The 23,043-nt window shown below is 45.4% G+C and carries 19 protein-coding genes and 1 riboswitch; of the genes, 10 read left to right on the top strand and 9 right to left on the bottom strand.

All coding sequences use genetic code 11. The features are described 5' to 3' along the window. Positions 1-228 precede the first annotated feature (228 nt). The 4 genes from ruvA to aspS form a co-directional block, all read right to left on the bottom strand. Positions 229-840 (bottom strand): Holliday junction branch migration protein RuvA, encoded by a 612-nt coding sequence (gene ruvA, locus R7E78_RS04695; protein WP_017820041.1) that lies wholly within the window; start codon positions 838-840, stop codon positions 229-231. A 67-nt stretch (positions 841-907) separates the two neighbouring features. Beyond that, on the bottom strand, positions 908-1,429 hold the full coding sequence (gene ruvC, locus R7E78_RS04690; protein WP_005387909.1) for a crossover junction endodeoxyribonuclease RuvC: 522 nt from the start codon (positions 1,427-1,429) through the stop codon (positions 908-910). A gap of 92 nt (positions 1,430-1,521) precedes the next feature. Then, positions 1,522-2,268 carry a YebC/PmpR family DNA-binding transcriptional regulator gene (locus tag R7E78_RS04685; protein WP_017635061.1) on the bottom strand — a complete coding sequence of 249 codons (747 nt, stop codon included), beginning with the start codon at positions 2,266-2,268 and terminating at the stop codon, positions 1,522-1,524. A gap of 143 nt (positions 2,269-2,411) precedes the next feature. After that, positions 2,412-4,190: an aspartate--tRNA ligase gene (aspS, locus tag R7E78_RS04680; RefSeq protein WP_005378401.1), complete on the bottom strand. Its 1,779-nt coding sequence runs from the start codon at positions 4,188-4,190 to the stop codon at positions 2,412-2,414. A gap of 273 nt (positions 4,191-4,463) precedes the next feature. Between aspS and R7E78_RS04675 the strand changes: the two genes are divergently transcribed. From R7E78_RS04675 to R7E78_RS04645, 7 genes are all read left to right on the top strand, one after another. Beyond that, on the top strand, positions 4,464-5,330 hold the full coding sequence (locus tag R7E78_RS04675; RefSeq protein WP_064367988.1) for a DUF72 domain-containing protein: 867 nt from the start codon (positions 4,464-4,466) through the stop codon (positions 5,328-5,330). Between the two features lie 93 nt (positions 5,331-5,423). Then, positions 5,424-6,161, top strand: a complete 738-nt coding sequence (gene cmoA / locus R7E78_RS04670) for a carboxy-S-adenosyl-L-methionine synthase CmoA (protein ID WP_017635063.1) — start codon at positions 5,424-5,426, stop codon at positions 6,159-6,161. Between the two features lie 81 nt (positions 6,162-6,242). Then, entirely contained in the window at positions 6,243-7,214 is a 972-nt protein-coding gene (gene cmoB / locus R7E78_RS04665) for a tRNA 5-methoxyuridine(34)/uridine 5-oxyacetic acid(34) synthase CmoB (RefSeq protein WP_130546628.1), read from the top strand. A 276-nt stretch (positions 7,215-7,490) separates the two neighbouring features. Beyond that, positions 7,491-8,237, top strand: a complete 747-nt coding sequence (locus R7E78_RS04660; RefSeq protein ID WP_005378391.1) for an ATP-dependent zinc protease — start codon at positions 7,491-7,493, stop codon at positions 8,235-8,237. 11 nt (positions 8,238-8,248) lie between these two features. Then, a complete protein-coding gene (locus R7E78_RS04655; RefSeq protein ID WP_318057695.1) occupies positions 8,249-9,754 on the top strand; it encodes an inactive transglutaminase family protein in 1,506 nt (501 codons plus the stop codon). A gap of 3 nt (positions 9,755-9,757) precedes the next feature. Next, a complete protein-coding gene (locus tag R7E78_RS04650) occupies positions 9,758-10,726 on the top strand; it encodes an alpha-L-glutamate ligase-like protein (protein ID WP_005378387.1) in 969 nt (322 codons plus the stop codon). A 226-nt stretch (positions 10,727-10,952) separates the two neighbouring features. Beyond that, entirely contained in the window at positions 10,953-11,105 is a 153-nt protein-coding gene (locus R7E78_RS04645) for a hypothetical protein (protein ID WP_005378381.1), read from the top strand. 143 nt (positions 11,106-11,248) lie between these two features. Here the strand turns inward: R7E78_RS04645 and mukB are convergent, their stop codons facing one another. The 4 genes from mukB to cmoM are packed head-to-tail and all read right to left on the bottom strand — an operon-like array spanning position 11,249 to position 18,552. After that, a complete protein-coding gene (gene mukB, locus R7E78_RS04640; RefSeq protein WP_318057720.1) occupies positions 11,249-15,712 on the bottom strand; it encodes a chromosome partition protein MukB in 4,464 nt (1,487 codons plus the stop codon). Between the two features lie 2 nt (positions 15,713-15,714). Continuing rightward, positions 15,715-16,440 carry a chromosome partition protein MukE gene (gene mukE, locus R7E78_RS04635; RefSeq protein ID WP_005378379.1) on the bottom strand — a complete coding sequence of 242 codons (726 nt, stop codon included), beginning with the start codon at positions 16,438-16,440 and terminating at the stop codon, positions 15,715-15,717. Then, complete coding sequence (gene mukF / locus R7E78_RS04630) at positions 16,421-17,758, bottom strand: chromosome partition protein MukF (protein WP_017634722.1); 1,338 nt, start codon at positions 17,756-17,758, stop codon at positions 16,421-16,423. The genes mukE and mukF overlap by 20 nt, the downstream gene beginning before the upstream one ends. A gap of 2 nt (positions 17,759-17,760) precedes the next feature. Then, positions 17,761-18,552: a tRNA uridine 5-oxyacetic acid(34) methyltransferase CmoM gene (cmoM, locus tag R7E78_RS04625; RefSeq protein ID WP_025998624.1), complete on the bottom strand. Its 792-nt coding sequence runs from the start codon at positions 18,550-18,552 to the stop codon at positions 17,761-17,763. Between the two features lie 114 nt (positions 18,553-18,666). Between cmoM and elyC the strand changes: the two genes are divergently transcribed. Further along, positions 18,667-19,452, top strand: a complete 786-nt coding sequence (elyC, locus tag R7E78_RS04620) for an envelope biogenesis factor ElyC (RefSeq protein ID WP_005387893.1) — start codon at positions 18,667-18,669, stop codon at positions 19,450-19,452. Positions 19,453-19,523: 71 nt separating this feature from the next. Here the strand turns inward: elyC and torR are convergent, their stop codons facing one another. Beyond that, positions 19,524-20,234: a two-component system response regulator TorR gene (gene torR / locus R7E78_RS04615; RefSeq protein ID WP_005378370.1), complete on the bottom strand. Its 711-nt coding sequence runs from the start codon at positions 20,232-20,234 to the stop codon at positions 19,524-19,526. Positions 20,235-20,500: 266 nt separating this feature from the next. Here torR and torD point away from each other — a divergent pair, with 266 nt between their 5' ends. After that, the gene (gene torD, locus R7E78_RS04610) at positions 20,501-21,148 is read left to right on the top strand and encodes a molecular chaperone TorD (RefSeq protein ID WP_005378369.1); all 648 of its coding nucleotides are present in this window, start codon (positions 20,501-20,503) and stop codon (positions 21,146-21,148) included. Between the two features lie 468 nt (positions 21,149-21,616). Continuing rightward, a complete protein-coding gene (gene purR, locus R7E78_RS04605; RefSeq protein WP_005378368.1) occupies positions 21,617-22,621 on the top strand; it encodes an HTH-type transcriptional repressor PurR in 1,005 nt (334 codons plus the stop codon). A gap of 287 nt (positions 22,622-22,908) precedes the next feature. Then, positions 22,909-22,998: riboswitch (cyclic di-GMP riboswitch) on the top strand. The last annotated feature ends 45 nt before the right edge of the window (positions 22,999-23,043 follow it).

Below are 23,043 nucleotides of genomic sequence, written 5' to 3'. Positions count from 1 at the left end.
GGCATATTTCTATATCTCGTCATCCTGTACAGCGACGAAGGAGCGTGATACAGGATCTTCTATCCGAGCGATTTATGGTCAAATTGTTTCATTAACCGCTCAGCGTGCTGCTATTAGATTCCCAGTCTCGCCAGGCTCGCTGGAATGACACAAAAAACACCGTTAAGCGATTGGCATTAACCTTAGAGAATGAGTTATCTTGAACAAATGTTCACTGTGCAACCAGCGTTACACCATTGATTTTAGAGCTTCACGGATCATTTGCTCACTGCTCATGTCCGGTTTAGCGATCTGAGATACCACTTTCGACGCTTGAGTCGGCTTGTAACCTAGAGCTAGAAGCGCACTGATTGCCTCTTCTTCCGCGTTGTTGGATGTCGCACTAGAATCCGCAGGAGCAGCATCCGTAAATGGTGTAAATAGATCGCCTGCGCCCCACCCTTTCAAGCGGTCTTTCATTTCAACAACCAATCGCTCTGCGGTTTTCTTGCCAACGCCTGGAAGCTTAACCAGCGTAGAAACGTCTTCATGTTCCACACAAGTAACAAATTGCGTTGCTGTCATACCAGAGAGAATACCAAGACCGAGTTTAGGACCAACGCCATTGGCTTTGATCACTTCACGGAAAAGTGCTCGTTCTTTTACTGTGTTGAAACCGTATAGCAATTGCGCATCTTCACGGACAACAAAGTGAGTATAAATAATGGCTTCTTCGCCAACATTTGGCAGTTCGTAAAAACAGCTCATTGGCATCTGGACTTCATAGCCAATGCCATTAACTTCAATTAATACTTCAGGTGGTTGTTTTTCAATCAGTATGCCACGAAGACGTCCAATCACTATAAATACTCTTTGGAAATGAATTTGCGACAGGATAATAAAGAACTGGATAGACATCCAGTTAATTTTAACGGTAGCGCCCTTTTCTGGCACTGGTTGCTTTGCCCGCTAACGCAACGAGAGTCTTGTTAGTATTGGCATGACAAATCGCCACACCTAAAGCATCGGCTGCATCCGCTTGAGGCTTGGCGGGCAATTTAAGCATCTGCTGAACCATATGCTGAACTTGCGCTTTGTCCGCGCCACCAGTGCCGACGACAGCTTGCTTAATAAGACGAGCCGCGTATTCAAATACCGGCAACTCCGCATTCACCGCAGCAACAATTGCACTGCCACGAGCTTGGCCAAGTTTTAGCGCTGAATCCGCGTTTTTGGCCATAAACACTTGCTCGATCGCGAAAACGTCCGGTTGAAACTGGGTAATGATTTCCGTGACGCCTGCATAAATCTGTTTAAGCCGACCCGGAAGTTCTTTTTCTGAAGTACGAATGCAGCCACTACCAAGGTATTGCAAGTGGCGTCCATTTTGACGAATGACCCCATAGCCGGTAATGCGCGAACCTGGGTCAATGCCCAAAATAATTGACATGAATGTTCCTAAAAATGAGGCCTAATTCGGCCTCAGTCTTTTTATTATTACTTGCTAACTTCGGAGCAAATACCGCTCCCGACACCTTGAGTTTAATCTAGCGTAGCCGCAACGTCGTCAGAGATATCACCATTGTGATAAACCTCTTGAACGTCGTCCAGATCTTCCAAAGCGTCAATCAAACGAAGTAGTTTTGGCGCAGTATCCGCGTCCAAATCTGCTTTCGTAGATGGGATCAGCGACACCTCAGCGTTCTCTGCCTCAAACCCTGCGGCATCAAGAGCATCTTTTACGAGTCCAAAATCGCCTGGGGCCGTGTAGACATCAATCGAGCCATCTTCTGCCGTTTCAATGTCATCAGCACCACTTTCTAATGCTACTTCCATTACCCCATCTTCATCTAAACCTGGGCCATATGAAATCACGCCTTTCTTGTCGAAAAGATAGTTGACGCTACCATCCGTCCCCAGATTACCGCCTGACTTTGAGAATGCATGACGTACGCCAGATACCGTACGATTTCGGTTATCCGTCATACATTCGACCATGACCGCCGTACCACCTGGACCATAACCTTCATAGATCACGGTTTCCATGTTGTCGTCGCCTTCACCACCAGCACCTCGGCTGACAGCGCGGTTGACAGTGTCACGTGTCATGTTGTTAGACAGTGCTTTATCAATTGCTGCTCGCAAACGTGGGTTATTTTCTGGCTCACCGCCCCCCTCTTTTGCCGCAACAACGATTTCACGAATTAATTTAGTAAAGATTTTGCCGCGCTTCGCATCTTGCGCTGCTTTACGGTGACGAATATTCGCCCATTTACTATGACCAGCCATAATTCACCTTTTAATGTATTTTGACGCTTAATAACAAAACATGTTCTAAAAAGCGTTGCTTGGGAAATTGCTTTGGAAGTTTCTTGGGTTTATTTAAACAAAAACTCCCGCAGTTGCGGGAGTTTTCTTCAAATGTTGTGCGCTTATTCTGCGTCTTTTTCTTTCGCTGCAGTTACTGCGATTGCTAGCTCTTCTAGCGCTGCTGGGTTCGCAATACTTGGTGCGTCTGTTAGTAGACACGCCGCTGCTGTTGTTTTAGGGAACGCGATAACATCACGGATGTTCTCTGTGCCACATAGCAGCATTACTAGACGGTCTAGACCAAATGCAAGACCAGCATGTGGAGGCGTACCGAATTTCAGCGCATCAAGCAGGAAGCCGAACTTAAGCTGTTGCTCTTCAGGTGTGATACCTAGAATATCAAATACGGCTTCTTGCATATCTGCGTTGTGGATACGAACAGAGCCGCCGCCCACTTCGTAGCCATTTAGAACCATATCGTAAGCGTTAGAATTTGCCGCAGCAGGGTTTGCTTTTAGCTCTTCCGCAGTCACACCTAGAGGCGATGTGAATGGGTGGTGCATCGCGTGTAGGTTGCCTTCGTCATCTTCTTCGAACATCGGGAAGTCAACCACCCATAATGGAGCCCAAGCAGATTCATCCGTTAGCTCTAGGTCTTTACCTAGTTTCAAACGTAGCGCACCCATTGCTTCTGCAACGATACCCGCTTTATCAGCGCCAAATAGGATAATGTCACCAGATTCCGCTTGAGTACGATCTAGAATGCCGTTGATCACGTCTTCATTTAGGAACTTAGCGACTGGAGATTGGATACCTTCCATGCCCGCTGCACGGTCATTAACCTTCATCCAAGCTAGACCTTTCGCACCGTAGATGCCAACGAATTCACCGTAGCCATCAATTTGCTTACGAGTCAAAGATGCACCACCTGGAACGCGAATAACGGCAACGCGGCCTTTTTCGTCGTTTGCTGGACCTGAGAATACTTTGAACTCAACATCTTTCACTAGGTCAGCAACGTCTACTAGTTCCAGTGGGTTACGTAGGTCTGGCTTGTCAGAACCGAAACGACGAATCGCTTCGCTGAACGGCATTACTGGGAATTCACCTAGGTCAACGTTTAGTAGCTCTTGCCACATTTCACGAACCATTTTTTCAGTCGTTGCACGAACTTGGTCAGCCGTCATGAATGACGTTTCGATATCGATCTGAGTGAATTCTGGTTGACGGTCAGCACGCAAGTCTTCATCACGGAAACACTTAACAATTTGGTAGTAACGGTCAAAACCAGACATCATTAGAAGCTGTTTGAATAGCTGTGGAGACTGAGGAAGCGCGTAGAAGCTGCCTTTGTGAACACGGCTAGGTACTAGATAGTCACGAGCGCCTTCTGGAGTCGCTTTTGTTAGTACTGGCGTTTCGATGTCTAGGAAGCCGTTGTCATCTAGGAAACGACGAACAAAGCTAGACGCTTTAGCACGTAGTTTGATGCGGTCGCTCATTTCAGGACGACGTAGATCTAGGTAACGGTACTTCAGGCGTTGCTCTTCAGAGTTCTTTTGGTTGAAATCTAGAGGCAGAACATCAGAACGGTTGATGATTTCAAGACCTTTCGCAAGGATCTCGACTTCACCTGTTGCCATGTCTTTGTTTGCTTGGCTCTCTGGGCGAACGCGCACTTCACCCGTTAGTTTGATACAGAATTCATTACGAAGTGTGTTCGCCACTTCATACGCATCCGCCATATCTGGATCAACAACTACCTGAACGATACCTTCGCGATCTCGCATATCAATAAAAATAAGACCGCCTAAATCACGACGACGGTTAACCCAGCCGCAAAGTTCTACAGTTTGTCCTGCAAGGGACTTGTTCAGGTGACCACAGTAATGGGTACGCATAATGAAATTCCCAATCTCTCAAATGTTGTTAACTAAGCTCTGTCAGCCTCATTGCTAAGCAGAGTAAAGATTCTGTTATACGCTGAATGTCCACGAAAATCGACTACTCAACATACAATTACGTGTGTTTTATCATTCACTGGTGCTTTTTAGTACAACAAATGTTCAAAAGCGCACCAAAGCGAAAAAATTGGGGAGGATTATAGCGTGAAATTACCTATTTCAGCAAAACTCTCGTAAAGTATTCACACGAGTAGCAAGCAGTAAAGAATAATGGATAACTTACCTCTTCGACTTGGATTGACGATGTGGTCGCACAACCAATGGCAACAAAGTTTTTACGGCAGCGGGACAAAGCCCGCTGAACGTTTAGAAAGGTATGCGCAAGTGTTTCATACCGTGGAAGGCAACACGACATTTTATGCCACACCGACGCTCAATACAGTGCAAAACTGGAGAGCCGCAACCCACGATGATTTTCGCTTTACTTTCAAACTTCCTAAAGCCATTACTCATGAGCAAATGCTAAGAGGTTGCAGCGAACAACTGAGAGACTTCATGAAAGTCATGGAGCCTTTGCATGACCGTGTGGGCCAATGGACAATTCAATTACCAGCCGCATTTGGTCCTGAGCACCTTGATCGACTGAAAAAGTTCTGCGCGAGCTTTCCACCTAACTTCCCTCTCGGTGTTGAGGTTCGCCATATGGCATTTTTCTCCAAAGGCGAAGAAGAGCGAGCACTTAACCAATGGTTAGTAGAGAATAATATTGACCGCATTATTATGGATAGCCGCCCAGTCTTTGCCGCTAAGCCCGACAATGAGGCGATTATTGATGCACAAATGAAAAAACCACGAGTCCCTGTTCACGCCATTGCTACCGCTTCACATCCTTTGATTCGCTTTATTGGTCATCCAGAAGAACAGCAAAATTACGAGTTTTTTAAACCATGGCTCAACAAGTTGCCACAATGGATTGCCGAAGGTAAACAGCCATATGTCATGATCCATACCGCAGACAATATAATTGCGCCAGAGTTGGCCGCAAACCTATATAAAGACATACAAAAGCGTATCACACTCCCTGAGTTATCACCTTTCCCAGCTGACGATGGCAACTCGCAGTTACAGATGTTCTAACGCAACACATGACAGAGGCGCGAAATTCCCATAAAATACGCGCCTTTTTTGGTGCCTGACATTTTCAGGCGGCTTGTATGCAGAGACTTAGTTATGAACCCTAAGAGCAATCCAGATACTATTTTTTCGGCTCCAATCGATAAAATTGGGGATTTCACGTTCGATGAACGCGTAGCGGAAGTATTTCCTGACATGATTCAACGATCGGTACCGGGTTACAGCAATATCATTTCTGCAATCGGTATGCTGGCAGAGCGTTTTGTAAAACCTCACTCAAACATCTATGACCTTGGCTGTTCTTTGGGTGCTGCAACATTGTCTATGCGTCGCCATATCAAACAAGAAGGTTGCCAAATCATCGCAGTGGACAACTCTCCTGCAATGGTTGAGCGTTGTAAACTTCACGTCAACGCTTACCGCAGTGACACTCCTGTGGATGTAGTAGAAGCAGACATTCGCAATATCGAAATTGAAAACGCGTCAGTGGTGGTGTTGAACTTCACTTTGCAATTCCTCTCTCCAGAAGATCGTTACTCCTTGCTCGAAAAAATTTACGCTGGCCTTCGTCCGGGCGGCATTTTGATTCTATCTGAGAAATTCGTCTTCGAAGATGAAGTGTCGAACGAGCTGTTAATTGACCTTCACCACGACTTTAAACGTGCGAATGGTTATAGCGAACTAGAAATCAGCCAAAAGCGCAGCGCGATAGAAAACGTAATGCGCCCAGATTCAAAGAAAGAACATAAAGAGCGTTTCGCTAAAATTGGCTTTTCTAGCTATGACGTTTGGTTCCAATGCTTTAACTTCGGCTCCATGTTCGCGATTAAATAGACCATACATACCAAGCCTGAACCATACCGATTTCGGCTTTTGTTAATAATTTATACCCATCAACTCAGCGATTAACTAACTATGTTTAACTTTGCAAATTTCTACCAATTGATTGCCCAAGACACCCGTCTTCAACCTTGGCTTAATGTGCTTCCACAACAGCTAACGGATTGGCAAAATGCAGAGCACGGTGACTTTGGTCGCTGGTTGAAAGCCCTGAACAAAATCCCAGCGGGTAGACCGGACAACATCGACATTGTTGATTCTGTCACGATTTCAAACAATGAGCCCATGCCTCAAGGGGAACTTAAAAAGCTAGAAAGCTTACTTCGTACATTCCATCCTTGGCGCAAAGGCCCATACAACGTACACGGCATCCATATTGATACTGAGTGGCGCAGTGATTGGAAATGGGACCGCGTGCTTCCGCATATTTCACCATTAAAGAATCGCAGCGTACTCGATGTAGGTTGTGGTAACGGATACCACATGTGGCGCATGCTAGGCGAAGGTGCACGCTTAACTGTCGGTATCGATCCATCTCACCTGTTTCTAATTCAGTTCGAAGCAATTCGTAAACTAATGGGCGATGACCAACGTGCACACCTATTGCCATTGGGTATTGAACAACTACCTAAGTTAGAAGCGTTCGATACTGTATTCAGCATGGGCGTGCTTTACCATCGCCGCTCTCCTCTCGATCATTTAGTGCAACTAAAAGATCAATTGGTATCTGGAGGTGAACTCGTATTGGAAACACTCGTGATTGAAGGTGATGAGAATGCAGTACTGGTCCCGAGTTCTCGTTACGCGCAAATGCGTAATGTCTATTTCTTCCCTTCAGCAAAAGCCCTAAAAGTGTGGCTAGAATTGGTCGGTTTTGAAGATGTTCGTATCGTTGATGAAAACATCACATCCGTAGATGAACAACGTACCACAGATTGGATGACGCATAACTCTCTACCTGACTACTTAGATCCGAACGACCCAAGCAAAACTGTAGAAGGCTATCCTGCCCCTCGCCGCGCGGTTCTTGTCGCTCGCAAATCATAATTCGCTGAGATTCCTGACATTGTCTTAACTCATTTTACGAGTTAAGACATTACCCTCTTTCCTCGTAATGAGCGAGTTTGTTTTTTGAATCCATTTTTCACGTCAAAATATAAGCACGCTCTAAATAAGGATGCGCTTTTATGTCCTTGATTTTTGGCTTTTCATCACTATTCCTCAAACAATAAGTAATAGAGAAACATTCTTACTTGTGAGGCTTTATCGATATAAGCTAAACTCCTAAAAAATAAACAACTTAATCCAATCCCAAGGTTTTCAATGTTATTACGATTGACCCCGATTGTTGCCATCGCCTTACTATCTGGATGCTCACTAACCAAAGGCGAACAGTACCACCAAGAAACGTTAGCGGCGATTCAAAATTCAGAAGCGAATGTCAATAATCGCATTACCAACCTAGAGCTACAGCTCAGCAACCAATCGGACTATATCGACAGCCTTGAAGAACAAGTCGATAAACTACAGGTTGAACTTCTTACATTTCGCGATGAAGCAATGGCAGAAGTAAAAAAACCGAAAGAGCCGATTATTGTCCAATCTCCCGCTCCTGTGGAACCAACCCCAACTCACGATATTGTCCTTGGCTCTATCGAAAAGGTCACGGTAGAGTCGATTAAGCAAACTTTTGATGCACGTATCGACACTGGTGCCGCGACGTCGTCTTTAAATGCCGTTGATATTGAAGAGTTCGAAAGAAATGGCAAAAAATGGGTCCGATTCCACTTAGCAGACACCAGTAAATCCGAAGAAGAGAAAAGTACTTGGATCGAAGCACCTGTCATTCGCTACGTCAAAATCCGCCAGGTTACCAGTGAAGAGTTAGAACGCCGCGCTGTGGTAGAACTTTGGGTGCGCGTTGGAAAAATTCATGAAAAAGCGCAATTTACGTTGGCAGATCGCTCACATATGAACCATCCTATTTTACTGGGTAGAGAATTTATGCGCGACATAGCACTTGTCGATGTAAGTCGTACCTATATTCAAACGGACGAAGATAAAAAATAATAAGGTAGATTATGACGTCAAAAATACCGTTTTACCTTTCTATCATCTTATTGGTGATTGCGGGCATTGCTCTGAGTGTTTTCAGACATGAAAACTACGGCGTGCCTTGGACGCCAGGCGAAACTCGCCAGGTGTGGGATGTAGAAGCTCGTATTGAGTTCAATGCTAACGGCAACGAAGTAAAAGCGTCACTTGCAGCACCTCATACGCAAAGTGGTTACACACTTATTGGTGAATCTGCTTCCTCATCAGGTTATGGCGTTTCCTACATCAATGACGATTCAGGCCGTCGTGCAGAATGGTCAATTCGCCAAGCTCAAGGGCCACAAACCATATACTACAAAGCCCAGTTCTTAGTAGACCCTCAGGCTAGAGTCACTCCTTTACTGCCAACGGAAGACATTACGCCACCAACGCTATCAGCACCACAAGCAGCAGCGGCAAATGCCCTTATCGAACGTGCGATGAGTCGCTCAGCCGATAATGTGACGTTTACTCGTGAGCTTATCAAAGCGCTTAATGACCCAGATAGCCAAAACTCGTCGCTACTACTGAACGATTTCAGCCGTACTGATGCACTGCATAACATTTTGCTTACCGCAGGTATACAGAGCAAAACCGTCGGTGTTATCGAATTAGAAGATGGTCGTCGACGCCAAACAATTCAACCAATGGTTCAGGTTTGGTCAGGTAAAGATTGGGTACTGTTTTCGCCAAAATCCGAACAAAAAGCAGTGAAACCCAACTTGTTAGTGTGGGATGAATCTAACGTATCCTTACTTGACCTTGTTGGTGGTAAAAATAGCCAAGTGCATTTCTCGATGATTAAGCAAGAAATGACACCACAACAAGCTACGAACAACAAAATAGAAGCAGATGGATTACTGAATATTTCAATTCATAGCCTACCTTTGGAAGAGCAAGCGATGTTCAAAACCATTATGCTCATCCCTATCGGTGCTCTGATCGTTGTGTTCTTGCGTGTGATTATCGGCCTGAAAACATCCGGTACCTTCATGCCTGTGTTGATTGCCGTTGCTTTTGTTCAAACTCAACTATTAACGGGTATTGTCGGTTTCTTGCTAATTGTAGGTACAGGCCTGATTATTCGAAGCTATTTGTCTAGGTTGAACTTATTGCTGGTAGCAAGGATATCTGCGGTCATTATTACCGTTATCATGATCATCTCGGTGTTCACCGTTGTTGCGTTTAAGATGGGCTTAACGGAAGGCCTAACAATTACCTTCTTCCCTATGATCATCTTGTCTTGGACGATTGAACGTATGTCAATCCTATGGGAAGAGGAAGGTGCGAAGGAAGTTGCTCTGCAAGGTGGTGGTTCATTGCTGACAGCGGTATTAGTTTACCTTGCAATGACGAACTCATACATTCAACACTTAACCTTTAACTTCATTGGTCTACAGTTGATTGTTCTGGCCGGTATTCTATTACTAGGTACTTACACAGGTTACCGCCTCACTGAGCTACGACGCTTCAAACCACTAGCGGAGGACTAAACGATGTTCGAAAGTTTTACTTCGCCGTCTAAGCTTCGCCATAAAGGCATTATGGGGATGAACAAGCGTAACCACAGCTATATTGGCCGTTACAATGATCGTTCTAAATACCCACTTGTCGATGACAAGCTAAAGACCAAAATTATTGCACAGGCAGCAGGAGCAACAGTTCCTGCCCTGATCGGTGTCATTCATAACCAAGCTGAAGTTAAGACTATCCACAAAATGGTTGAGAACTGGCCTGGTTTTGTAATCAAACCTGCACAAGGTAGTGGCGGTAAAGGCATTCTGGTTGTTACGTCTCACAAAAACGGGGTATATACCAAACCCTCCGGCTCTACAATTGGTAGGGATGAGGTCGAGCGTCACATTAGTAATGCGCTTGCTGGCCTTTTCTCTCTTGGTGGTAAAAATGACGTTGCTGTGGTTGAAAACTTAATCAAGTTTGATGACTGTTTTGATGGCTTCAGTTATGAAGGCGTACCAGATGTTCGGATCATCGTATTTAAAGGTTATCCAGTTATGGCGATGATGCGCTGCTCTACAGCGGCTTCCGACGGCAAAGCAAACCTTCACCAAGGTGCGGTAGGAGTAGGCATTGACATCGCGACAGGTAAAGCCGTCAGAGCGGTGCAGTTCGATCATCCAGTGACTCATCACCCTGATACAGGTAAAGACCTTTCGACCCTTCAAGTACCGCATTGGGAGCGCTTGCTGGAGCTTGCGTCAAGTGCCTGGGAAATGACAGGTTTGGGATACATGGGTACGGATATGGTGCTGGATAAAGATGAAGGACCTATGGTTTTAGAGCTTAACGCTCGCCCTGGTCTGGCAATCCAAATCGCTAATGGTGCAGGCTTGCTTCCTCGTTTGAAACACATAGAGAGCCTTGGCACACCTGCTGAGTATCCAAAACCTATTGAACGCGTCGCTTACGCGGCAGAGCAGTTCGGTGTGAAGCCGTTGTTCTAACCCTCCGACATAATGTTCGTTATTACTCGCCAGTAATTGTCATGATTACTGGCGTTTTTGTTCCCGCATCCAAAACCTTGCACTTGCTCTCCTTATTAAACACATCCTTCTCATATATAAGTTGAATCAATGATCGAGCTAACAAAATCAACATAGATCGTTTCTTTTCTACTTTGCCTTTTGAGTATGATGAGAGCTCCCCTTACTCAACTTGAGAGGTTGGGAAATGCTAATAAAAGAAACAAATAATGATGAACCAGAGCTTGAAGAACAAGAGAGCTTAGACCAACACCTACAACGCTTGTCTGAGCTTTCTGTCCAAGCACTTGAAGAGCTTGCTGAAATGATCGAAGTCAGGGACGATATTCCAGAGGAATAAACGTCGCTTCCTCATTAAGTTCCGCTAATAAGCCGAGACTGCCGTCCTACAGTCTCGGCTTATTTTATGTTGTTCGAAGCCTGCCTCGTAAATAGATACAAAAACGCCCGCGTTCATTGCGGGCGTTTTGTTAGATTCGAAGTTTACGATTCAAACTCTTCAATCATCTCTTGTACTTCAGTCTTAGGCTTATCCGTTTGACCAAAACCACGCAGACCAACCACGTGTACGTGTTCGTGATCTTTAAACACCTTACGCACCAGTTTGTAGGTCGTACCTTTCTCTGGGCTGATGTTTTCAGGCGCCGCGATAAGAAGCTGCATATCCAGGCGGTCACACAATTCGAACAATGTCGCGATCGATTTCGCATCCAGACGCGCTGCTTCATCCAAGAAAAGCAAACGACAAGGCACAATGTCTTTGCTGCGTAGACGACGAGACTCTTCTTCCCAGCTTTGTACTACCATCAATAGGATTGACTGACCGGTACCGATCGCTTCACCTGTTGATAGTGCGCCAGACTCAGCCTGTAGCCAACCATCTGTACCACGGTTCACTTCTACACTTAGCTCTAGGTAGTTACGGTAATCCAGTAGCTCTTCACCCAGAACCTGAGGAGAACGTTGACCCATATCGATATGTGGGTTCACACGTTGGAACAGCTTCGCCATTGCTTCGGAGAAAGTAAAGCGAGTCGATTCAAACAGGTCTTTGTGCTGCTCTTGCTGTGTCGCTAGACCGTTCAGTAGCACTTCGTGACTTTCGCGGATCTTCACGTTTAGACGCACGCCTTTCACCTGACCGAACGAGATGTTCGACAGACCTTGGTTCAGCATACGAATACGGTTTTGCTCACGCTGAATCGTCTTCTTGATAATGCTCGCTACCGACTCAGAGCTGATCGCTAGGCGGTTTTCACGTTGCGTTAGCTCTTCCGTTAGACGCGCTAGCTCCACTTCCATCTCTTCGATCGCTTCAACTGGATCATCAGTACGGATGATATCCTGACGAATGCGCTCGCGAAGATGTTGGTAAACCGCGATGTAGAACAGAACTTTGCGCTCTGGACGTGCGTTATCTTCTGATAGACGCAGCGCATCACGCAGGTCGTCATTGTTCGCAACCGCTAGACGCAGCGCACCCAGTGATTTATCCGACATCGAACGCAGTTCATCCGCTGACATGTAAGCCAGTTCACGCTTGTGTAGACGACGCTCAACATCATTCTCACGCGCCAGACGAAGTACTGAACACCAGCCAGCTTTCGCAGCAACCACGAACGTACGCAACTCAACATATTCTTTCTGAACTTTCTTCAGACGTTTCGCCAAGCCTTTCATCTCTAGTTCAGTAGAGGTGATTGTGCGCTCGTATTCGCTCTTACGGCTACGAGACGTGTGTAGACGCTCATGCAATTCATCACGACGACGCATTGCACGTTCTTCAGCACCTTCGTCCGCGTTCACGCCAAACTCTTGAAGTTCTTGTTTGAACTCTTGAACCGTTTCCAGTTTCGCTTGGTGTGAACTCTTCAATGACGCCAATACTTGGTTGTATTGGTTCATTTGGCCTTGCGACTGTTTCAACTCTTCACGAGAGCGTGTACGCATTTGTTCAGCTTGAACCAGTTTAGCTTTTAGCTGCTCACTCAGTTCGCTACTCTTGTTCAGTAGGTCTACTGAATCAGAGTAAGCGAAGTAGTGACGACGTTCAACGAGATCCGAGAGTGCAAAGATTTGCTTCTTAAGATCTTGTAGCCGCTCGTCTGCCGCTTTGTATTCTGCTTCTAGTGCATCGAATTGCTCTGGGTCAGCATCAAGCGCAGACGCAATATTCTCTAATTGCGCGACGGCTTTTGCATGGTTGCTTAAGAAGTTCTTCGCCTCTGCAAGCTGAGCGATTTTCTCTTCTAGCTCATCAAAACGCGCTTGCAATGACTCATCTTCAACAAGCACCATGTGTGACGCTAGCTTGTCCAGAGAAGACAACGCTTGCTTGCTGGTTTGAAGCTGAGAACGTTGTTGTTGCTCTTTCGCATCCAGATCCGCCAACACGCGAGCAATTTGGTTACGCTTATCACGAATAGTTGCCAGTGCTTGTTCTGGATCGGCGTCAAAAGCAACCTGAATGTGGTTAGACACAAATAGGTTAAACGCTTGGTACAAGCGCTGCATTTTCTGAGAATCAAACGCCGCTTTTGCGTGTTTCTCTACCACTTCTTCTCGTTCGTTACGCAGCAACTCTAGACGCTGCTCACGTGCCGCGCGGCCAAACAATGGGATCTCAGGCAAGCGAGAGTAACGCATTTGGCGATCGTTCATACGAACGCAAACCGCGCCCTCTAACTCTTCTGCATCGAACGAGCTGTCATCAAAGGCATCGATGTCACCTTCAATGATGTACAAGTCTTCTGGACAGTCGTCTAGCTCTACCAGTTTCTCTTCGATGCCTGACAAGTCAGAAACAACGATAGCGTGACGAGCCGGACCGTACATCGCACTGAAGTAAGGCGCGTCATCAATCGTGATGTCATCGTAGATCTCAGACAGCAATACACCGCCCAGCGTATCTGCCAAACCTTTCAGGCGAGGGTCATTTGAACCACCAGGAGAAGCTAGGCGCTCAATCTCAGCGTCTAGCTGGCTACGGCGCTCAGCAAGCTTATCTTTAGCTAAAGACAGCTCCCTTTCTTGTTCAAGGACAACTTGCATGTGGTTCATTACCGCATGGCGATCCTCAAGCTCTTCACCGCTCTGCTCTCTCAGTTTCTCTAGCGCATCGTTCGCCGCAATCCAAGCTGGTGCTATTGCTTCAAGCTTACTGATTTCTGCCACCGCGTTTTGCTCTAGACGGCGCTGTTCACCACGCTGATCACGAACTTCTTCTTGAGCTATCTCTAGTGATTCGATTTGCGTCGCATGACGTTCACGTTCTTGTTCAAACGTAACCTCATCGGTTAGTTCAACGTGATATTGCTTTTTGTATTCAGCAACCAGTTCACGTGCTTGACGCTGCTGGTTAAGGCTGCGTTCGAGAGCACGGTGTTGTGCTCGCCATTGTTGTTCGTTTTGTGCAATTTGTTGTGACTCACGCGCTTTCGCAATTGCGGTTTTCGCATGTTCAGACGCGTCTTTGCGCTCAACTTGACCAACGATGCTTTGTACCAGTTTAAGTGCCGTTTCGAACTGCTCTGCTGCTGCAGAAGACATGTCCAGTTTGTGCTTAACCGATAGCAACGCGTTGGTGCTTTCTGATTCTTTGCTCTTAAGTTCAGAGACAAGCGCTTGAGCCGATTCTGCCGTTAGGCTGTCATCGCCAAGTAGTTGCTTCGCTTTTTCCAGCGCTTGAACCGCTTGTTGGTATTGAAGGGCGCGAGTTTGCTGAACGTCGAGTGCTTGTTGGTAGTCTGCCAGCTGCGTCTTAAGGCTATCCACCTCTTCTTCTGCAACGGTAGCTTGCTCTTCAGCCATCATCACGCGTTCTTGCGCTTCTTCCACTACCATCATTTGTTCTTCAAGACGCTCGCTCAGCTCTTCAAGATCTTCTTGGTAGCGTTCGATCTTCTCTTGCTGACGCAGCGCGTTTTGCACCAGTTGCAAGTGATCAGAAGCCGCTTGGTAGTCTTGCTCTAAAGAAGATTCTGATTCGATCAGCAGTTCCAGCTCTTCTTGAACGCGGTTAAGCAGATTGTTTTGCTCAATCAAGGTCTCGCGAGAACCAAATAACTCTGAACGCAAAGACAATGTCTGTTCTAGTTTTTTACGGCGCTCGTTGGCATGGCGCATATAGTCCGCTGCCACGTAGTTGGTCGACTCTGTAATCAAATGTTTGAACAAGTCACGGTCTGCTTGCGTGGTTTTGATCGCTTCTAGCGTCATGCGGTTTTCACGCAGCGCCGATTCCATATCTTGGAACGCTTTCTTCACGCCGCCGTTTTGTGGCAGAAGGTAGTCACGTAGCGAACGGGTAATCGCACTTGAGATACCACCGTAAAGCGATGCTTCGATCAGGCGGTAGAATTTAGAACGGTCACCAGAGTTACGCAGTTTCTTCGGAATCACACCGAATTCAAACATTTGTGCGTGGTAATCCACGATAGAAGAGAACGCTTTGAACTGAACGCCTTCAAATTCCGCGATCGATTCTTTTACTTCGTTGATTTGACGTACACGAGCTTGAGTCGCAGATACGCTTTCAACCAAAATATCCGTTGGTTTCACATGGCTTGGAAGACCTTGGATCACAAACGGTTTGATGTCTACTTTCTTATCACGACCCGCAACTTGCTGCAGTTTTACTGCAAACAATAGGCGTTGGTTACGTGAGTTCACCACGTCTAGCGCCGCATAACATGCGCCCGGCTGTAGCTTACCGTACAAACCTTTGTCGCGAGACGATTGGCTGCTGCCTGCTTCTGTCGTGTTACGGAAGTGCAGCAGCGTTTGGTCAGGAATCAATGCGGTGATGAACGCCGCCATTGTGGTTGATTTACCTGCACCGTTACCACCTGATAGCGTGGTGACCAGACCATCGATGTCAAACGTACGGGCAAAGAAGCCGTTCCAGTTGACCATGGTCAGCGATTGGTATTTACCGCGTTCAATCATGCTCATGCTTCACCCTCTTCTGTTGTTTCTTCTTGGGCTTGGTCGTCTTGATCTTCTTCAGACAATAAGCTGCCTTGGCTTGGCTCTTTGGTGTGCACTACTGCTTCACCATCACGGATCAGACGCAGCTGCGCTTCACGCATGTCATCGCCAATACGTACATCGGCACCAAAGCGGAATACCGCTTCACTGATGCTGAATTTACCGGTTTCACCGATGTTGATGATCATGCCTAGGCGACGCAGACGACGAAGTGACGTACGTACTTTTTCAAACAGCTTTTCTTTATCAAGGTCAGAACCGGTAGCACGGTTCGTCACTAGCTTCATCAGCTTATTTTCATCTGCTAGAGCAAGCAGTTCGTCGTACAGCTCTTGGTTAGTGAAGATGCCTTCGTGCGCAAGACGCTCTGGGCTTAGGTAAAGGAAACACAGTACCTTACCCACCAGCATATCCAGTTCAGAAAGAACACTACGGCCAATCAGAGATGTTGAACGTGGACGAAGGTAGAAGAAACCTTCTGGCGCTTTCACCAATTCGGTGTTGTAGCGTTGGTAGAAAGAAGAAAGCTCAAGTTCGAAATCCGACAACAACGCGTGGTTGTCTAGATCTTCACTTGAGATATGACGCCCTGCTCGAAGCATGCTGTCTAGCGCTGGGAACAGAGGGTTAGAAATTGCTTTTGCCAGATTCTCTGACATGTATTCATTAGTATCGGTCGATGACATTCGCTTGTACCTTTGCCCCAAATTCGTTGATTGCTTTCCAGTCTGGTTGAATCGCTTGGTAATCCGATTCTGAATACCCTAGACGTACAGCTTGATCGACGATAATGCGAGCTAAATCAAAATGATGAGTGTAAGGGTGCTGTGCAAGGTAATCTCGCAGTACCACACTCAAATCGATTGGTGTGCCTTGATCTTTATGCGCTTTTAGCATGTCACCAATTCGTTCAGACAGCTCATCATTGACTTGTTGAAACTCTTCGTATTCTACTTCCATCGGAACTTGACCCGTGACCTCGTCATCACGCAGTACTAGGGCCTCATCACGAAGGTCAGAAAGCCTCTCCGCATCTGCATAAGTCAGATACCAAGGCGCATCGAAGTAATCTTTGACGGATTGACGCAGACGCGAGCTAAACGCACGGTTCTTATCCATATCGATTGCAGTACGAATAAACTTGTGCACGTGTCGGTCGTAACCAATCCAAAGGTCGATCGCTTGCTGGCCCCAGCTTGTGATTCGGTCCAGCTTCATTTGCAGACCAAACAAGGCTTCTTCGATAAACTCCAGCTCAGGGTCACCGTAAACAATTTCTTGAATATCGAGGATCTGAGTTTGCAGTTCATCACTGGCGGCTTGCAGCGTATCTTGAAGTTCACGCAACGTGCTTGATGTTTCTGACAGAAGTGCTTCACAGTTGTTGATCGCTTCACGCCAGTCTTTGTTAAGCAGGTCAGCAATCTGTTGTTTCACTGACTGTTGCTGCTCATCCATAACACGTTGGTTGAGGTCAATTTGATCGAAGATTTCGCCTACAGAATATTTTAAAACACCGTATACGTTTTTCTTCCAGTGACCCGGTGTGCCACCTTTTTGTGCTGCCTCAATCGCTTTCGCCATTTCATCCGCTACCATGGATAGCTGGATAGATAGACGCAGTTTTGAGAACTCACGATGACGCACGTAGTAGTCGGTTATTCCTATCGCTAATGGCGACAAGCGGTAAATGCTCGCTCCGTCAGTAATTTCACTGACAAAACGGCTCATAAGACGCTGCTTAACCATCTCGTTGATCGCATTGTTCGCACGAAAAGCGGAGGCTTCGCCAGTCTCATCAAATAGTCGAGTGACGATGGCAAATGCATCATGCAGTTCACCTTCACCCAGTTCTTCATCGAACCTTTCATTACTCAGTACGGCAATGGCTATCAAAAATGCCAATCGCTCTGTGGTCAGGTTCAACGAGAAATCGTGCTGCTTAACCCAGCCAACCAGCTCATCGATTGGTTGCTCTGCAGCATTGAGAGTCATCTCACTCATTGTTATTCCTGTTTATCGTTCTTTTTAGCCCACACATGAATGTAGCGGCCTAATGAGAGGTATGGCTCTTGTCGACAAAGTTGTTTTTCTAGCGCCAACACATCTTCAAACTCGTAATCACCCATGTATTCCATATTGCCTATGTAATCACTAAATGAGCGAATACCAGATTTGCCACAAATATTAAAACCTGAATTTTCTATCCACTGGTAGACTTCTTCAGGTTTTAAGCCTTTTTGCGGCTGTAGTTTAAATCTTTTTCGGTGAGGCATGCCGTCTAATATATGAGGAATGTTGCCACAAACCACGTTTTTATAGACTAAACCGTGGTGGTTGTAGAACATGACTGATGCGATGCCTCCCGGTTTTACTTGTTCTAGAACTGTTTCAAGTGCGGCCTTAGGATCAACCAGCCACTCCATCACAGCGTGGAACATAACCAGATCGACCTGTACATCCATATGTTCACCGATGGATTGGACAGGCGAATGAATCAGGCGATACTGCTCAAGCAAACCGTTTTTTTCAATATCCTGCTTAGCCAACTGCAGCATTTCCGAAGATAGATCACATAAAGCGATTCGATGTCCGAGCTTAGCAAGCTTTTGCGACATTTGTGCCAAACCACCACCAGCGTCTAACACTTCTAGGGGTTGCTGGTCAGCATCTAATTCACTTAGAATCTGTAGAAAATCTTCCCACACAATGATTTGGCGGATCTCCCCTTTATCGGAGCCGTAAATATTTTTTGCAAATTTGTGGGCGATATCGTCGAAATTGCGGTCTTCTGTCACTTCTGCTGAGTTATCATAACGGATTGTGCCGCTATTCTGGCACAAGGAAAGCAGGAATAAAGAGGGATACCCTCATTTTTATTATCAATTGATGTTTTTTCGGACTATTTATGTATGTTTGAGCTGAAAAAAGTAGTGTCAGCCATGCTTATGCCCCTTCCGGCATTGCTGCTGATAGGCTTGTTGGGTCTTGCTCTCATTAGTTTTACTACAAAACGTAAAACTGGCTGCTTCGTTGTTCTATTCTCTTTTGTTGGCATTTTTCTTGTTGCCTTCCAACCTGTTTCAACCAAGCTTCTTATGCCGTTAGAGCGAGAGCATAAAGCCTTTTTGCCAGTTTCTGGCACCATCGACTACGTGATGGTTTTAGGGAATGGTCATGTTATCGATGACGAGATTCCACCCACCTCGCAGTTAAGCCGTGCAGCATTAATGCGCTTAACTGAGGGCATTCGTATTTTAAGAATGTATCCAGGCGCGAAATTAATCTTATCCGGCTATGCTGGCGGATCTGAAATTAGCCACGCGCGAATGATGGCGAACGTTGCCCTTGCGTTGGGAGTCGCGAAATCCGATATCATTTTATTAGAAGATGCGAAAGATACGTGGGAAGAGGCGCGTCAAGCGGCTGCATTCGTTCAACAAAAGGAGATTGTGTTAGTCACTTCTGCGAGTCACATGAGCCGTGCATTGTATGAGTTCAACGCAGCAGGTATTAAACCAATCCCAGCCCCGACCAACTTCTTAGCTATTAGCGAGATAAGTCAACCTTGGGATAAATACTCACCTAAAGCGCGTTACTTAGAACAAACAGAGCTTTATTGGCATGAGTACTTGGGCAGTATTTGGCAAAGGTTGCGTGATACTGTCGGGCAAACACCAATGGTTGAAGCAAACTAGTATTATCTTGAAGCCACAAAAAAGGAGAGCCGAAGCTCTCCTTTTCTTTTTACGATTGAGTTATGTTCAAACTAGTCACCAGCAAACATATAGCCTTCGCCGTGCACCGTTACAAAAATCTGTGGGTTCTTAGGATCGAACTCCATTTTTGCGCGCATACGTCGAATAAGAACATCAATGGTGCGGTCATTCGGCGCATCCACTCGATGGCTGATCATGTTCAAAATACGCTCACGACTTAACACCTGGTTAGGATAAGACGATAATGCCACCAAAAGTTCATACTCTGCTTTAGTTAGTTTTACTGGCTCACCGTTGCGGCTAAGTGCGCGACGTTGAATGTCGAATGTCCACTCCCCAAAGCGCACAATGTGCTCTTCACTGGTTTCATTCGCTTTCGAGCTGCCACTGCGCGCTGCTGAAATACGCCACAGCAAGTTTTTAACGCGAACTAACAGCTCTCTCAGTTCAAAAGGTTTTGTCACATAATCGTCAGCACCCATTTCTAGGCCTACGATTTTATCAATGCTATCCGTGCGTCCTGTTACTAATATGATACCAATATCCGATTGGCTACGTAACTCACGAGTAAGCATCAGGCCGTCTTCACCAGGCAGGTTAATATCCAGCATGATCAGGTCTACATCGCCCGCTTGCAAAACTTCACGCATTTCTGCGCCACTCTCTGCTTCGCTGACTTGGTAGCCCTCATTTTGGAAATATCCCGCAAGCTTACTACGAGTTACAACATCATCTTCTACGACTAATACGTGATAGCTCATTTACACCACTTTTCTGTCTTCTTATTATCCAAGACGTATTCTATTCATAACTAGTAACATTTCTAGTCATAGATACATTAAAACGCAAGATTTAGCGTTTTTATTGATTCAAAACAAGCTTGCCCATTGCTATTAATAAACGGTCATTTTTGACCATAAAACACAACAATTATAGTTACTGCTATTCATTTTAATTGATTACACTTAGGGGATATCCCTAATTGACTTTGTGATGCATGACTTGAAGCATCATTCAGGAGCCCAAAATGCAAGAAGTGAAAGCTTTTAATGAAAAACGCGCTGAAATTTACTGGTGGTTTTCGAGCTTGTTCGCAAAAGAACTAACAGAGAAAGAATTGGAAGCCTATCACAGTGTTGAAATTCGCAGTTTTCTCGCAGGTTTAGGTGAAAATGAGTCGCTGAAACCAGCTGTTGATAGCCTAGTTGATGCATTGAATCGGTTACAAGATCGTGAAGATGCACAACTAGAGCTTGCAGCTGACTTTTGTGAACTGTTTTTGAAGACAGAAAAATACGGCGCTCTTCCTTACGCATCCATGTACATTGGTGAATCAGGTTTACTGAATGACAAGCCAGCTGAGGAAATGGAAAAGTTGATGGCTGAATTTGGCGTTCAAGTAGACGAAAACCTAAAGGAACCTGCGGATCACTTAGCCGTTGAGCTCGACTTTCTCGGGAACATGATTATCCGCTCAAACGAGCTTGAACAAGAAAAACACATGGAAGAAGCCTTCGTTAAACAAAACGACTTTATCCAGCAACAATTGATGTCTTGGTTACCTCAGTTTTCAGACAAATGTAAAAAATTCGACGAATTTGGATTTTACTCGAGTGTCGCGAAACTATTAGTTGCATTTTGTAAACTAGACAGCGCCTACCTTCTTGGTGAATAATTGCCGCCTATTTTTAGGGAGCCTGCCTATCGGGCTTCCTGTATGCCTGAAAGTGACCAATTGTAAGTAACTTGGGTATAATATTCGTTTGCCTTAACTTAGCGCAAAGACGCTTGGTTATTTAGCAGTCAAAATGTGACTTCAAATACACAAATCTCTTGCTGAAAACATTGCTAGTCAGTCCACATAGGGCTAAAATGTGAGCGCAAACGATTAAATATGATTTATATGTAAACCGCTGAAATATAGCGGTTTTTGTGTTTTCTTAACAGGTTGATGGCAATTTCTCATCAGATAGAAAAAAGATAAAATTCATCGACCGATGCTGCTACGTACCCTTTTGTCGCACTTGGATCAACCGCTGCCGAGACACTTAGCGCCAATTTTATATTGCTAGGTGTGAAACCATTAGAGCATCAGGTACATCCAATACGACATATTTCAGTAGCTCGATACAGGACACCATTTATGGCCACGATAAAAGACGTTGCTCGCTTAGCCGGCGTTTCCACTACGACAGTTTCGCACGTTATCAATAAAACGCGTTTCGTTGCAGAAGCAACGCAAGAAAAAGTAATGAAAGCCGTTGACGAGCTGAATTACGCGCCAAGTGCCGTTGCACGCAGCCTAAAATGCAACTCAACTCGTACGATTGGCATGTTAGTAACTCAATCAACTAACCTATTTTTCTCAGAAGTGATTGATGGCGTTGAGAGCTACTGTTACCGCCAAGGCTATACTCTGATTTTATGTAACACAGGCGGGATTTACGAAAAACAACGCGATTACATTCGTATGCTGGCTGAAAAGCGCGTTGATGGCATCCTAGTGATGTGTTCTGACTTAACCGAAGAACTAAAAGAGATGCTTGACCGTCATGCGGACATTCCTAAAGTGGTCATGGATTGGGGCCCAGAGAGCTCACAAGCAGACAAGATCATGGATAACTCAGAAGAAGGTGGCTACATTGCAACCAAACATCTGATTGACAATGGTCATACGGATATCGCTTGTCTAAGCGGTCATTTTGAAAAGCTTGCTTGCCAAGAGCGCATTGCAGGTTTCCGTCGCGCAATGAGCGAAGCGAACCTAGCTGTAAATGAAGACTGGATCCTTGAAGGTAACTTTGAATGTGATACGGCCGTATTAGTTGCAGATAAAATTACCGCAATGGACAAGCGCCCGACGGCGGTATTCTGTTTTAACGACACAATGGCTCTCGGCCTAATGAGCCGCTTGCAACAAAACGGGATCAAAATTCCTGAAGATATTTCAGTGATCGGCTACGACAACATCGAGCTTGCAGAATACTTCTCTCCACCGCTAACGACTATCCACCAACCTAAACGTCGTGTTGGTAAAAATGCATTCGAAATTCTACTTGAGCGTATCAAAGATAAAGAACACGAAAAACGAATTTTCGAAATGCAACCTGAGCTTGTAATTCGAAATACTGTGAAAAAAATGAACTAAATTTCACTGTATTTAACCGTGTTAAATAAGCGCTCTACAGGGGCGCTTATTTTTTTGGAAAAATTAAGCATTCTCTAATACTTCACACCACTCTAATAACAATTGACTAACGTTAACTCCCTGTTTTATATAAATGTAATATATATTAAGAACTCCTTTTCAAAGGCCAATTTGCACCTTTCCATATGCAAAATAGAGCATTCAATCTATCATTTTTATTGAACCGAAATCACACTTTTAACGCTAAACCGTGATGTTAATTCAATATAAGAAGTATGCTCATTGTGTCACGCACAGGGCAAACCATTCGAAAGAGTGGGACGCAAAGCCTCCGGCCTGAACCATATTACGATATGGAAGGTAGCGGGGTTACCGATGGCAAGTGTGTAAGCAATGACTTTACTCTGTAATGACATTGTTTT

The sequence above is a fragment of the Vibrio sp. YT-19(2023) genome, assembly GCF_033337395.1.
Note: the sequence above shows the minus strand (reverse complement) of the source record. Positions and strands in the feature narration are given on the sequence as shown.